General features: G+C 59.4%; 10 protein-coding genes. 8 read left to right on the forward strand and 2 right to left on the reverse strand.

Annotation, left to right across the window (positions count from 1 at the left end; all coding sequences use genetic code 11):
- The first annotated feature begins 24 nt into the window (after nt 1-24).
- From fhuC to QOL81_RS24305, 4 genes are all read left to right on the forward strand, one after another.
- Entirely contained in the window at nt 25-822 is a 798-nt protein-coding gene (fhuC, locus tag QOL81_RS24290) for a Fe3+-hydroxamate ABC transporter ATP-binding protein FhuC (protein ID WP_049200086.1), read from the forward strand.
- Entirely contained in the window at nt 822-1,730 is a 909-nt protein-coding gene (gene fhuD, locus QOL81_RS24295) for a Fe(3+)-hydroxamate ABC transporter substrate-binding protein FhuD (RefSeq protein WP_060422696.1), read from the forward strand. Before fhuC ends, fhuD begins: the two co-directional genes overlap by 1 nt.
- Nucleotides 1,727-3,715 (forward strand): Fe(3+)-hydroxamate ABC transporter permease FhuB, encoded by a 1,989-nt coding sequence (fhuB, locus tag QOL81_RS24300; protein WP_060432208.1) that lies wholly within the window; start codon nt 1,727-1,729, stop codon nt 3,713-3,715. The genes fhuD and fhuB overlap by 4 nt, the downstream gene beginning before the upstream one ends.
- 311 nt (nt 3,716-4,026) lie before the next feature.
- Nucleotides 4,027-4,179, forward strand: coding sequence for a Hok/Gef family protein (locus QOL81_RS24305; RefSeq protein WP_004937610.1), 153 nt, complete (start codon nt 4,027-4,029; stop codon nt 4,177-4,179).
- A 124-nt stretch (nt 4,180-4,303) separates the two neighbouring features.
- On the opposite strand, the gene metK is transcribed toward QOL81_RS24305, so the two are convergent.
- Nucleotides 4,304-5,458, reverse strand: a complete 1,155-nt coding sequence (gene metK / locus QOL81_RS24310; RefSeq protein WP_033654692.1) for a methionine adenosyltransferase — start codon at nt 5,456-5,458, stop codon at nt 4,304-4,306.
- A gap of 530 nt (nt 5,459-5,988) precedes the next feature.
- Here metK and yqgG point away from each other — a divergent pair.
- The 4 genes from yqgG (at nt 5,989) to QOL81_RS24325 (ending at nt 11,504) form a co-directional block, all read left to right on the forward strand.
- On the forward strand, nt 5,989-6,132 hold the full coding sequence (yqgG, locus tag QOL81_RS25825) for a small protein YqgG (protein WP_464017219.1): 144 nt from the start codon (nt 5,989-5,991) through the stop codon (nt 6,130-6,132).
- A gap of 234 nt (nt 6,133-6,366) precedes the next feature.
- Nucleotides 6,367-8,343 carry a biosynthetic arginine decarboxylase gene (gene speA / locus QOL81_RS24315; RefSeq protein WP_055311965.1) on the forward strand — a complete coding sequence of 659 codons (1,977 nt, stop codon included), beginning with the start codon at nt 6,367-6,369 and terminating at the stop codon, nt 8,341-8,343.
- A 318-nt stretch (nt 8,344-8,661) separates the two neighbouring features.
- The gene (gene speB, locus QOL81_RS24320) at nt 8,662-9,582 is read left to right on the forward strand and encodes an agmatinase (protein WP_004937606.1); all 921 of its coding nucleotides are present in this window, start codon (nt 8,662-8,664) and stop codon (nt 9,580-9,582) included.
- Between the two features lie 1,061 nt (nt 9,583-10,643).
- Nucleotides 10,644-11,504 (forward strand): MrpH family fimbial adhesin, encoded by an 861-nt coding sequence (locus QOL81_RS24325; RefSeq protein WP_070913733.1) that lies wholly within the window; start codon nt 10,644-10,646, stop codon nt 11,502-11,504.
- Nucleotides 11,505-11,782: 278 nt separating this feature from the next.
- Here the strand turns inward: QOL81_RS24325 and QOL81_RS24330 are convergent, their stop codons facing one another.
- Nucleotides 11,783-13,024: an MFS transporter gene (locus tag QOL81_RS24330; RefSeq protein ID WP_070913734.1), complete on the reverse strand. Its 1,242-nt coding sequence runs from the start codon at nt 13,022-13,024 to the stop codon at nt 11,783-11,785.
- Nucleotides 13,025-13,092: the final 68 nt, after the last annotated feature.

Consider the following 13,092-nt stretch of genomic DNA (forward strand, 5'->3'; position numbering starts at 1 on the left):
GTCGCCCCGGACAAAGCAGGATCTATGCAGGACAAACTTCTTAATCCCGGCGCGACCTTCGCGCTGGATAACGCCAGCTTCGCCGTCCCCGGCCGGGTGCTGTTGCAACCGCTGTCGCTCAGTTTTCCCCAGGGCAAAGTCTGCGGCCTGATCGGCCATAACGGTTCCGGTAAATCCACTCTGTTGAAACTGCTCGGGCGGCATCAAGCCCCCAGCGGTGGCCAGGTACTGCTCAATCGGCAGCCGTTGGCGCAGTGGGACAGCAAATCCTTCGCCCGCCAGGTGGCCTACCTGCCGCAGCAGCTGCCGGCGGCGGAAGGCATGACGGTGCGCGAACTGGTGGCCGTCGGCCGCTATCCGTGGCACGGCGCGCTGGGGCGTTTTGGCGCCAACGATCGCCAATTGGTCGAAGAGGCCATTTCACTGGTGGGGCTCAAGCCGTTCGCCAACCGCCTGGTGGACAGCCTGTCCGGCGGCGAGCGCCAACGCGCCTGGCTGGCGATGATGGTGGCGCAGGACAGCCGCTGCCTGCTGCTTGACGAACCGACGTCGGCGCTGGACATCGCGCACCAGGTCGAGGTGCTGGCGCTCATTCAGCGCTTGAGCCGCGAACGCGATCTCACGGTGATCGCCGTGCTGCACGACATCAACATGGCGGCGCGCTACTGCGATCATCTGGTGGCGCTGCGCGGCGGTGAAATGATCGCTCAGGGCGGCCCGCTGGAACTGATGCAGGGGCCGGTGCTGGAGCAAATTTACGGTATTCCTATGGGCACGTTGCCGCACCCGAGCGGCGGCGCGCCGGTGAGTTTTGTCTACTGATGTCTTCTGCATTCACTTCTTCTCACGATCCGCTGCGCCGCCGTTTGTTGATGGCGCTGGCGCTGTCACCGCTGTTGGGCTCGTTGCCCGGCCGGGCGGCGGATGCGCCGCCGGATATCGCGCGCGTTGCGGCGCTGGAATGGCTGCCGATCGAACTGCTGTTGGCATTGGGCGTGACGCCGCTGGCGGTGGCCGATGTGCATAACTACAACCTGTGGGTGGCGGAGCCGAAGCTGCCGGCGACGGTGGTCGACGTCGGTCAGCGCACCGAACCTAACCTCGAACTGCTGCAGCAGCTCCAGCCTTCGCTGGTGTTGCTGTCGCAAGGCTATGGCCCGACGCCGCGAAAAATCCAACCCATCGCGCCAACCATGAGCTTCGGCTTCAACGACGGCAGCGGCAAACCGCTGACCGTCGCCCGCCAGTCGCTGCTGGCGCTGGGCCAGCGGTTGGGCATAGAAAGCCGGGCGGTAAACCACCTGGCGCAGTTCGACGGCTTTATGCAGGACGCGCGTCAGCGCCTGCAAAGCTATACCCGGCAACCGCTGCTGTTGTTTTCGCTGATCGACACGCGCCATGCGTTGATCATCGGCCAGAAAAGCCTGTTCCAGGAAGCGATGGACCAACTGGGCATCCTCAATGCCTGGCAGGAGCAAACCGACTTTTGGGGCACGGCGGTGGTGGGGATTGAACGGTTGGCTACGGTGCGTAATGCCCGGGTCATCTATCTCGATCACGGCAATCAGGCGATGATGGACAAGGTCAGCGCGACGCCGCTGTGGCAGTCGTTGCCCTTTGTGCGGCAAAACCAGCTGCGGCAGGTGCCGGCGGTGTGGTTCTACGGCGCCACGCTGTCGACGATGCGGTTTTGCCGCCTGTTGGCGCAGGCCCAGGAGAGTGCGGCATGAATGCAGGCATCCGGAGATTACCGCTGACGCTGATCCTGCTGTTGCTGGCGGCGGCAGGCGGCCTGACGATATACAACCTGGCGCAGCAGCTGCCGCCGGCGCAATGGGTGCGGGCGCTCAGCGCGCCGGACATCGACGACGTGCGGCAAATGCTGTTCCATTACAGCCTGCTGCCGCGGTTGACGGTGTCGCTGTTGGCCGGCGCCGGCCTGGGGTTGGTCGGCGTCCTGTTCCAGCAGGTGTTGCGAAATCCGTTGGCGGAGCCGTCGACGCTCGGCGTTGCCGCCGGCGCGCAGCTCGGCCTGACCATCGCCACGCTGTGGGTGTTGCCGGGGGGCGAATTCACTCGCCAGCTGGCCGCTATGGTGGGCGCGATTGTGGTGGGCGGGCTGGTGTTCGGCGTCGCCTGGGGCAAGCGGATGTCGCCGGTCACGCTGATTCTGGCCGGGCTGGTACTGGGGCTGTACTGCGGCGCGGTCAACAGCCTGTTGGCGCTGTTTCATTACGATCAGCTGCAGGGCATGTTCCTGTGGGGAACCGGTGCGCTGAACCAACAGGACTGGAGCGCCGTGCAGTTCATTCTGCCGCGTTTGTTGGTGGCCGGCGCGCTGGCGGCGCTGTTGCTGCGCCCGCTGACGCTGCTGGGGCTGGACGATGGCGTGGCGCGTAACCTGGGGCTGGGGCTGTCGATGGCGCGCTTCTGCACTCTGGGGCTGGCCATTATCTTCAGCGCCATGTTGGTGAGTGCGGTGGGCGTTATCGGCTTTATCGGCCTGTTTGCACCGCTGATGGCGAAGATGTTGGGCGCGCGCCGCCTGGCGCACCGCATGATGCTGGCGCCGTTGCTGGGGGCGCTGCTGCTGTGGTTGACCGATCAGGTGATGATCGGGGTGACGCAGGTGTGGCGTGAGATCCCGACCGGCGCGGCCACCGCGCTGTTCGGCGCACCGCTGCTGCTGTGGCTGCTGCCGCGTTTGCGCAGCGCCGCCGCGCCGCCGCCGATGAACCTCGGCGACAAGGTGCCTGCCGAACGCGGGAATCTGCCTGCCTGGATCCTGGTGGGGGGCCTTGTACTGCTGATCGGCCTGACGCTGGCGCTGATGCTGGGCAAAAATGCCGGAGGCTGGCACTGGAGCCTGGGGGCGGAACTGGACTCCTTGCTGCCGTGGCGCTGGCCGCGGGTGCTGTCGGCGCTGGCGGCGGGCATGATGCTGGCGGTCGCTGGCACGCTGATTCAGAAGCTGACCGGCAACCCGATGGCCAGCCCAGAAGTGTTGGGCATCAGCTCCGGCGCCGCTTTTGGCGTCGTGATGATGCTGTTTATGGTGCCGGGCGACGCCTTCGTTTGGCTGCTGCCCGCCGGCAGCCTGGGGGCGGCCGCGACGCTACTTATCATCATGATCGCCGCAGGTCGCGGCGGTTTCTCGACGGAACGTATGCTGCTCGCCGGTATCGCGCTCAGCACCGCCTTTACCACCGTCATCTTCCTGCTGTTGGCCAGCGGCGATCCGCGTATGGGGGGCTTGCTGACCTGGCTCTCCGGCTCGACCTATTCGGTGGAGCCGGCGCAGGCGCTGCGTACCGCGCTGGTGGCCGCCGGCCTGATGGTATTGGCGCCGTTGTGCCGCCGTTGGTTGACCATCCTGCCGCTCGGCGGCGCCACCGCCCGTTCGGTGGGCATTGCGCTGACGCCGGCGCGGTTGACCATTCTTTTATTGGCCGCCGTGCTGACCGCCATGGCGACCCTGACCGTAGGGCCGTTGAGCTTTGTCGGGCTGATGGCACCGCATATGGCGCGCATGCTGGGCTTCCGCCGTGCGTTGCCGCAGATGGTGATCGCCGCGCTGCTGGGCGGCTTGCTGATGGTGTTTGCCGACTGGTGCGGGCGGATGCTGCTGTTCCCGTACCAGATCCCCGCCGGGTTGTTGGCGACCTTTATCGGTGCGCCGTACTTCGTTTATCTGTTGCGTAAGCAGACGTCGTAATCGGCGTCTCGCCGTGCTTTTTCTGCCCTCAAAGGCTCAGCGTCGCTGAGCCTTTTTTTATTTTTCAGGGTGTTGCAAGGCACTGCGAGCGGTTGCGCAAAAACGATATTGCGTGCGAAAAGGAACACGTGGCGTGGTGGTGAGATGAATATACTGCGGGCGGGTGCTCTGGATCTTTGTCTCTGGAGCCCGTGCGAAAGAGATAAAGAGAAAAGCCCCGAGTCGATATCCATCAACCCGAGGCCTACTCTAACGCGTGACAACGTTAAGTTAGCCTCTTACCCGCCGCGAGGCAAGGAGAAGAAGGCATGATGCCGAACAAACGGAGCCTGTTAAAATTGGTGGTTATTTGTGCCACGGTAATATCACTGGCATGGATAACTCGCAGCACGCTGTGTGAGCTGCGGATCCGATCGGGCACTACGGAGGTTGCGGCCATTTTGGCTTACGAATCCGAACGGTAAGGCAACCCGGCAGCGGGGGCTTTGCCTCCGCTTGCCGGCAAGTCGCTGCGTTGATCCGGGAGCACCCATCCGCTTAAAAAAAACGGCGAGCCCAGGCTCGCCGTTTTCATGTTGATGTCGGGGCTTATTTCAGGCCGGCGGCATCGCGCAGCAGCGCGGCTTTGTCGGTCGCTTCCCACGGGAAGTGCTCGCGGCCGAAGTGGCCGTAGGCAGCGGTTTCGCGGTAAATCGGCTGCAGCAGATCCATCATCTGGATCAGGCCGTATGGGCGCAGATCGAAGAATTCGCGCACCAGCAGCGTCAGCTGTTCGGTTGGCACTTTCTCGGTACCGAAGGTTTCCACCATGATGGAGGTCGGTTCCGCTACGCCGATAGCGTAAGACACCTGGATCTCGCAGCGATCGGCCAGGCCGGCGGCGACGATGTTTTTCGCCACGTAGCGCGCCGCGTAAGCCGCGGAACGGTCAACCTTGGACGGATCCTTACCGGAGAAGGCGCCGCCGCCGTGGCGCGCCATGCCGCCGTAGGTGTCGACGATGATCTTACGGCCGGTCAGACCGCAGTCGCCCATCGGGCCGCCGATAACGAAACGGCCGGTCGGGTTGATGTGGTATTTGGTGCCCGCCGTCAGCCATTCCGCCGGCAGGACCGGTTTAATGATCTCTTCCATCACCGCTTCTTGCAGATCTTTCAGCGCGATGTCTTCGGAATGCTGAGTGGACAGCACCACGGCGTCGATGCCGACGATTTTGCCGTCGTCGTACTGGAAGGTTACCTGGCTCTTCGCGTCCGGACGCAGCCACGGCAGGGTGCCGTTTTTGCGCACTTCGGACTGACGCTGCACCAGACGGTGTGCGTAGGTCACCGGAGCCGGCATCAGCACGTCGGTTTCGTTGGTGGCGTAGCCAAACATCAAGCCCTGATCGCCGGCGCCCTGCTCGAGAGGATCGGTACGGTCAACGCCCTGATTGATATCCGGGGATTGTTTGCCGATGGCGCTCAATACTGCGCAGGAGTTGGCGTCAAAGCCCATGTCCGAATGAACGTAGCCGATTTCGCGTACGGTTTTGCGGGTGATCTCTTCGATATCGACCCAGGCGCTGGTGGTGATTTCACCGCCGACCAGCACCATGCCGGTTTTCACGTAGGTTTCGCAGGCGACGCGCGCTTTCGGATCCTGTTCCAGGATGGCGTCGAGGACGGCATCGGAGATCTGATCGGCGATTTTATCGGGATGTCCTTCGGAGACGGATTCGGACGTGAAGAGGTGTTTAGCCATTGTGTTCTTTACCTTGCATAAGACGGGTTAGAAATTACTGCACAGCGCTGGAGATCCGGCATCAAAGCGAAGGGTCTTCCGCTGATGGCGCGAGATGCATCCTGCAACGCCCCTCAGGCAAAGCCGTTAAGCAGTTTATCAGTTAACCAGTATAGATGGATTAACATCTGGACGTCTATTTTAGGTCAGGGTTTAGCCAGATTGCCAGTAATTTTTTGCGCTTTCGCTCTTTTGCGCAAACGGGTTGGCGCCATTTTCATCGCTTGAAACAGTTTTCGGCGAATTTTCATTTTGCTTTTTCACCTGCTTACCGGTATAAACTGCGCGCGCGGTTCATTTGCTGCACAGTACGGCGATTGGCGGTGGGGAAGGTGCGATAAACTTCCGCTTTGCATTCGCCGGCGTTGCGCTATTATCCGTCGCAGGCGTTCGCCGTGAGCGCCGCCGCTTCATCGAACGGTCACGTTCTTACACTATTTTAGAGGCTGGGTCGTTCACTCCGAACGGCGCGCGTGGAGGTGGTTGGATTAATGATCCGTTGTCTACCGGTTGTTGGTTCCCAACAGCAGTGCCGTTCTGGCGCACATTCTTCTGCTATTTCCCGTCTTGTCTCTCTGTCACTTACCAGGTGCGATAAACACTTGGCCGCTACTCAGGATTCTCGGGCCGGCTAACGGTCGTCTGAAGAACTGAACAAGGGTAGCCTGCAGCCTTCCTGTGGGATGTTTCTTGGCCCGATTCACGAGGTTTGAACAGGGTGTCTTACAATTATATGAGTGATAAACCGATCGCTGACCGCGAACGGCAGTTCTCTTCGCTGCCGTCAGCGCGGCTTGTTGGGTTGTTCTCGCGGGTTGTAGCTGCGATAGTGGCTGACGGTTTCGTCAGTGCGGAATGTGAGGCGAACCATGTCTGATGATCTGTTGATTCACCGCCCGCCGGTTGCGGGCGAGTCTTTATCTTTGCGCTCCATGCAGGAGGTTGCCATGAATGATCGTAATGCCAGCAAGATGCTGCGCACTTATAACGTCGCCTACTGGGGCAACAATTACTATGACGTCAACGAGCTGGGCCATATCAGCGTGTGCCCGGACCCGGATGTCCCGCAGGCGCGCGTCGATCTGGCAGAACTGGTGAAAACGCGCCAGCAAGACGGGCAGCGTTTGCCTGCGCTGTTCTGCTTCCCGCAGATCCTCCAGCATCGCTTGCGTTCGATCAACGCCGCGTTCAAACGCGCGCGTGAGTCCTTCGGTTACCAGGGCGGCTATTTCCTGGTGTATCCGATCAAGGTAAACCAACATCGCCGCGTGATTGAGTCGCTGGTGAACTCCGGGGAACCGCTGGGGCTGGAAGCCGGCTCCAAGGCCGAGCTGATGGCGGTGCTGGCGCATGCCGGCATGACCCGCTCGGTGATCGTCTGTAACGGCTATAAAGATCGTGAATACATTCGCCTGGCGCTGATCGGGGAAAAACTGGGGCACAAGGTGTACCTGGTGATCGAGAAGATGTCCGAGATCAACCTGGTGCTGGAAGAAGCCGAACGGTTGAACGTCATACCACGCCTGGGCGTGCGTGCGCGTCTGGCTTCGCAGGGCTCCGGCAAATGGCAGTCGAGCGGCGGCGAAAAATCCAAGTTCGGCCTGGCGGCGGTGCAGGTGCTGAAGCTGGTAGAGACCCTGCGCGAAGCGGGCCGTCTCGACAGCCTGCAACTGCTGCACTTCCATCTGGGTTCGCAGCTGGCCAACATTCGCGATATCGCCACCGGCGTGCGCGAATCGGCGCGTTTCTACGTTGAACTGCACAAGCTGGGCGTCAACATTCAGTGCTTCGACGTGGGCGGTGGCTTGGGCGTCGACTACGAAGGCACCCGCTCGCAGTCCGACTGCTCGGTGAACTACGGCCTGAACGAATATGCCAACAACGTGATTTGGGGCATCGGCGATGCCTGTAACGAACACGGCCTGCCGCACCCGACGGTGATCACCGAGTCCGGCCGCGCCGTGACCGCGCACCACACGGTGCTGGTCTCCAACGTGATCGGCGTAGAGCGCAACGAGTTCAGCGAACCGCTGCCGCCGGAAGCCGACGCGCCGCGCGCGCTGGAAAGCATGTGGGAAACCTGGCTGGAAATGAACGAGCCGGAGAACCGCCGCTCGCTGCGCGAATGGCTGCACGACAGCCAGATGGATCTGCACGACGTGCATACCCAATACGCGCACGGCATGTTGGATCTGACCAAGCGTGCCTGGGCCGAGCAGCTGTATCTGAACATCTGCAACAAGATCCAGCAGCAGCTCGATCCGAGCAACCGCGCACACCGTCCGATCATCGACGAACTGCAAGAACGCATGGCGGACAAGTTCTACGTCAACTTCTCGCTGTTCCAGTCGATGCCGGATGCCTGGGGTATCGATCAGCTGTTCCCGGTGCTGCCGCTGGAAGGGCTGGATAAGCCACCGGAAGGCCGCGCGGTGCTGCTCGACATCACCTGCGACTCCGATGGCACCATCGACCACTATGTCGACGGCGACGGCGTGGCGACCACCATGCCGATGCCGCCGTACGATCCGGAGAACCCGCCGGCGCTGGGCTTCTTCATGGTCGGTGCGTACCAGGAGATCCTCGGCAACATGCACAACCTGTTCGGCGACACCGCCTCGGTTGACGTGTATGTGTTCCCGGACGGCAGCGTCGAGACCGAACTGTCCGACGAGGGCGACACCGTGGCGGACATGTTGGAGTACGTGCAGCTCGATCCGAGTGCGCTGCTGGCCAAATTCCGCGATCAGGTCAAAGAAACCGATCTGGACAGCGAGCTGCAGGCGCAGTTCCTGGAAGAGTTTGAGGCCGGCCTGTACGGCTACACGTATCTGGAAGACGAGTAACCGCCCTCTTCAGGGGGGCGATATCGGCCCCCTTGAAGCATGGATAAAATGCGGCCATAATCTGCCGTATCGGTAGCACCGAAACAAACATCGAATTACCCGTCATACTTGAAGTTGCCTCTGTGTTGGCTGCGTGCGTTCACCCCAGTTACTTACTTGAGTAAGCTCCTAGGGATTCCCGCTCTGGCCGTCTTGATGCAACTCCAATTATCTAGGGTATCAATCCCTTTCTCGTCGGGCTAACGACGCGGGAGGGATTTTTTTTTGTAACGGCCCGGCGCCTGCGCCCGGCAACTTGTTGAACTACGAGGGTTTACTATGAGCACCTTAGGCCATCAGTCCGATAATTCATTAGTGTCCAACGCCTTTGGTTTCCTGCGCTTTCCGCTGAACTTCATGCCTTACGACAGCGATGCAGAGTGGGTCATCACCGGCATTCCGTTTGACATGGCGACCTCCGGTCGCGCCGGTGGCCGTCACGGCCCGGCGGCTATTCGTCAGGTATCCACCAACCTGGCCTGGGAAGGCAACCGTTGGCCGTGGAGCTTCGATCTGCGCGATCGGCTGAACGTGGTTGACTGCGGCGACATCGTGTTCAACTTCGGCGATGCACAGGACATGAGCGACAAGCTGCAGGCGCACGCGGAGAAACTGCTGAAGGCCGGTAAGCGCATGCTCTCGTTCGGCGGCGACCACTTCGTGACCCTGCCGCTGCTGCGCGCGCACGCCAAGCATTTCGGCAAGCTGGCGCTGGTACACTTCGACGCCCATACCGATACCTACGCCAACGGCAGCAAGTTCGACCACGGCACCATGTTCTACCATGCCCCGAACGAAGGCCTGATCGATCCGCACCACTCGGTGCAGATCGGTATTCGCACCGAGTTCGATCATGACAACGGCTTTACCGTGCTGGATGCCGCGCAGGTGAACGATCGCAGCGTGGACGACCTGCTGACCCAGATCAAAGGCATCGTCGGCGATATGCCGGTGTACCTGACCTTCGACATCGACTGCCTGGATCCGGCGTTCGCACCGGGCACCGGCACGCCGGTGATCGGCGGTCTGACTTCCGATCGTGCGCTGAAACTGGTGCGCGGCATGCAGTCGCTGAACATCGTCGGCATGGACGTGGTAGAAGTGGCGCCGGCCTATGACCAGTCCGAGATCACCGCGCTGGCCGCGGCGACCCTGGGCTTGGAGATGCTGTACCTGCAGGCGGCGAAGAAACACGCCTGACGCCAGGCCACGCCTCGCTGAAAAAGCGGCTCCCATCGTATGGGGCCGCTTTTTTTTTGCCCTCGGGCATTTTATTTGTCGCCTTCCGTCTTCAGTCCGATGCAACGCCCTTGCGCAACCCTGCGCATAAATGGCACTGAGACAGGAAAAGGTAACCGGGATAGCGGAGAGAAGCAATATCCTGCACGCGGGCTGGAGCCTGTGTGACAAGTGTGGAAAGCATGACTTCGGATCATCGGCGGCTAACTGAACGACTGACAGTGGCAGATTGCCATAATAATAAACTCAGCGCGATTTAGCGGTGTTGCCTGATCCCCATGTTATGTACAGATGATTTACCTTCGTTCTCTCTTTGTGCCTTGTTATATTTTTGAGGCGGGAAATAAATCCTTATCCAATAACAGGTATGCCGTTACTTATCGCGCTATCGGTTTTTACGGGGTAATCTTAAGTATCGGGTTCACTAATTACTGATTAATAGAGAATTAGGAGTGTCTCGAAGGTTTATGCTGGCAGGCGGGGGGCTCCCTGCGATGTATCACTTATTTTTCACTCATTGTAAACTAATTCTATGGTTTTTTCATTGTCATTACCTTCGTGATAACTGGGGAGCGTAATGGGTTTGATGTCCATTACGGGTAATAACTGTCGGTGGCGGAATGATAATTTATTTAAGGATGTATTTTAATTATCTTTATCAAAAAATAAATCAGGATAATTAAAGCTATCTTTTTGGTTTTTTATTCTTTTGTTTTTGTTTTTTTAAAATTTAAATCTATTTATTGTTGATTTTATGGTGTTATGGTTTTTTTGTTTAGGGGGGTGGTAAAATGCATGGGATGTCACTGAGCGATGATAATAGCGTGATGTAACTGCATGTCTTGGTCCTTTTTATCTGATTGTCACATTCTAAGATGTATTATTTGGTGTGGCCGTATATAGGGGGATTTCCAGTCTTGGAAGGAGAGTTCGATGTGGGTGTTTTACATACCCGCTGAATGATTACGCTTAGCATACGGCAGTGCCCCTGTTCTCGAGGGGCAACTGGAGAGCAGGAAATTATGTGTATTAAGATAGCAAAAGCCATTAAATTCGGCGTGTTGTTCTGGCTGCTTTTTATTATTACTCCCGTTGGGAACGCCATAAACATTCAGTTGGCGCTATATCCCTTTGTTGAGCCTTCGGGCAAGATTATAGATTTTTCCGGACATCTCTATGATTGGTTTGGTGAAGACTCCAGGCCCAATCCTTGTTACCGTGCCGGAACGTGTGAACTGGGGTTACAGCTGTATACCGTAACTGCCTCAAGTGGCGAATGGTATCAACCTTACGGCAATGTCAGTTGGTTCGCCAGCGGGGCTTGGGTGAGTGGTGCCGAGAATCTGGGCGATATGGGGAAAGCCGTGCGAAAAAATGTCAACCTGCCGGTAGAGAGAAGGCTATTGAACGGCATTCCAGTTCCTACTTACGGGCCGTCTATGGTCTGTCTGGTTTACCGTGCCAACGGTGGCCCCACCATACAATTCACGCCGGGGGTTTGTAGTGCTAGCGAGTGGGAGGGGCCAACAGGCACCTGGTGTGAGCCGAAAGGCGGTGCGATCACCTTTAGCTATGGCGTGCTCGAAAGCGCGGCGGTTAATGGCCAGACCCGTTCGGCCCTTTATTCGCTTTGGTGCAACCGCACGGTAACTGCCAAGGTTTACGCCAGAAACCTGAGTGGCGGTCGCCTGTATCTAAGCGCGGACCGGCGACTTTATGCCGATCTGACCATCGATGGTAAAGAACTTGGCACGGGCGTGACACAGGTATTTCGCGAGGGGGTTGAGTCGAGTTATACCATTCAGTCTAAGCTGGGCAGCAGCGGCAATCTCCAGGGCGGCGATTTTTCCGGTTCAACGGTGGTTTATATCGACATCCAGTGATAGTACTGCCCGATAAAACAGAGAATTGTAATGGCGGCCGTTATTGCAGTGCTGGCGGGTCAGCGTGCCTTTTAGCAATAGGCCGCCAAACTGGCTTTTGCACCAATATTGCTACACAGCACTAAGCTAGCGCAGAGGGCCATTCGGGTTTGCGAATCCGAACGGTAAGGCAACCCGGCGACGGGGGATGTCCCCCGTCTGCAGATTGTTGGCGTCCAGATCCATGAGCACCCTCTCAACGCTGTCGGTTTTCCGCCGCACGGGACAGGGAAACGAGTTTATGCCCGCTTCACCTGCCGCGCCAGCAACATGCGGCCAAACAGTGCACCGCCTGCCAGCAATGTCAGCAACTGCGAGGCGATCAGTACCGCAAAGCCTGAAGACACCTTACCCTGGCTGGCCATCACCATGCCCATCGCCATCGGCACAAACGCCGAAAACAGATTGCCGATGCCGTTGATCAGCCCATAGGCGCTGCCGACCGCCTCCGGCCGCGCATAATGTTGCAGCAGGGTAGGGATCGCCGCGCCCTGCGCGCCCCAACAGGCATTGGCCGCCAGCAGGAAGAAGGCGATCCAGCCAAGCTGATGGCCGTTCATCACGCCATAGATGCACAGCGCGGTCGCTGCGCCGCCGCAGACGAAGATCAGCGGCGCTTGATAAGGGCGGATACGATCGAGCAACACGCCGCCGAGGTATTTGGAGGCGATGCTGACGATGAAAGGCAGCGCGGCCATCCAGCCCATCTGCTTGATGGAGAACCCCTTTTCATCGGTCAGATACGCCGGCAACCAGGAACTGGAGCCCCACAGATAGCTGAGCGTGGCGATCTCGATCAGCAGGATCCAGCCGAGCATCGGTGTGCGCCAGGCCAGCGAAAAGGTGTGCCAGACGCGGCTCAGCGCCGGTTGCGGAACAGCAGGGCGCGAGGGTGAAGACAGGGCGAGGGGATGAACGAACAGCCGCACCAGCGCCAGCCCCAGCAGCAGGTTGAGCAGCGCCAGCAGATGAAACGACATCGCCCAGCCGAAGTGCGCCATCAAAAAACTCACCAGCGGAAAGCCGAGCACCAGCCCCAATGAAACGCCCAGCGCGCTGATCGCGTTGGGCTTGCCGCGCTCGTCAGCGGCGAAATGATCGCTGATGTACATGGTCTTCAGCGAGAACAGCGGCCCCTCGCTGACGCCAAGCAGCGCGCGCACCACGCACAGCAGCATCAGCGATCCCGCCAGCGGCGAGGCGGCGGTGAGCAGCGCCCACAGCACCACGCTCAGCGTCAGCGCGCGGCGGTAACCCATCAGCGTTTCCAGAAACGGCGTCAGCAACATGGCGGACAGGCCGTAGCCGAGCAAAAACACCGTCATCAGCGTGCCCTGGTGGGCGCGGTCGCCGCCGAGTTGGAAATGTTGCAGGAAGTCGGGATTGACCAACATCACGGCGATATTGACCCGATCCGCATAGGCGATAACGATCAGAAACAGCAGGGCGATCACCCCAAACCAGCGTTGACGTTGTTGCACGTTGCGTTCCTCAATGCGAGCGGTTGACGAATTCAGGCAGCAGCAAACTCACCCGCGGATGCCATTGC

The sequence above is a fragment of the Serratia sp. CC22-02 genome (assembly GCF_900182895.1).
Lineage (GTDB): Bacteria > Pseudomonadota > Gammaproteobacteria > Enterobacterales > Enterobacteriaceae > Serratia > Serratia nevei.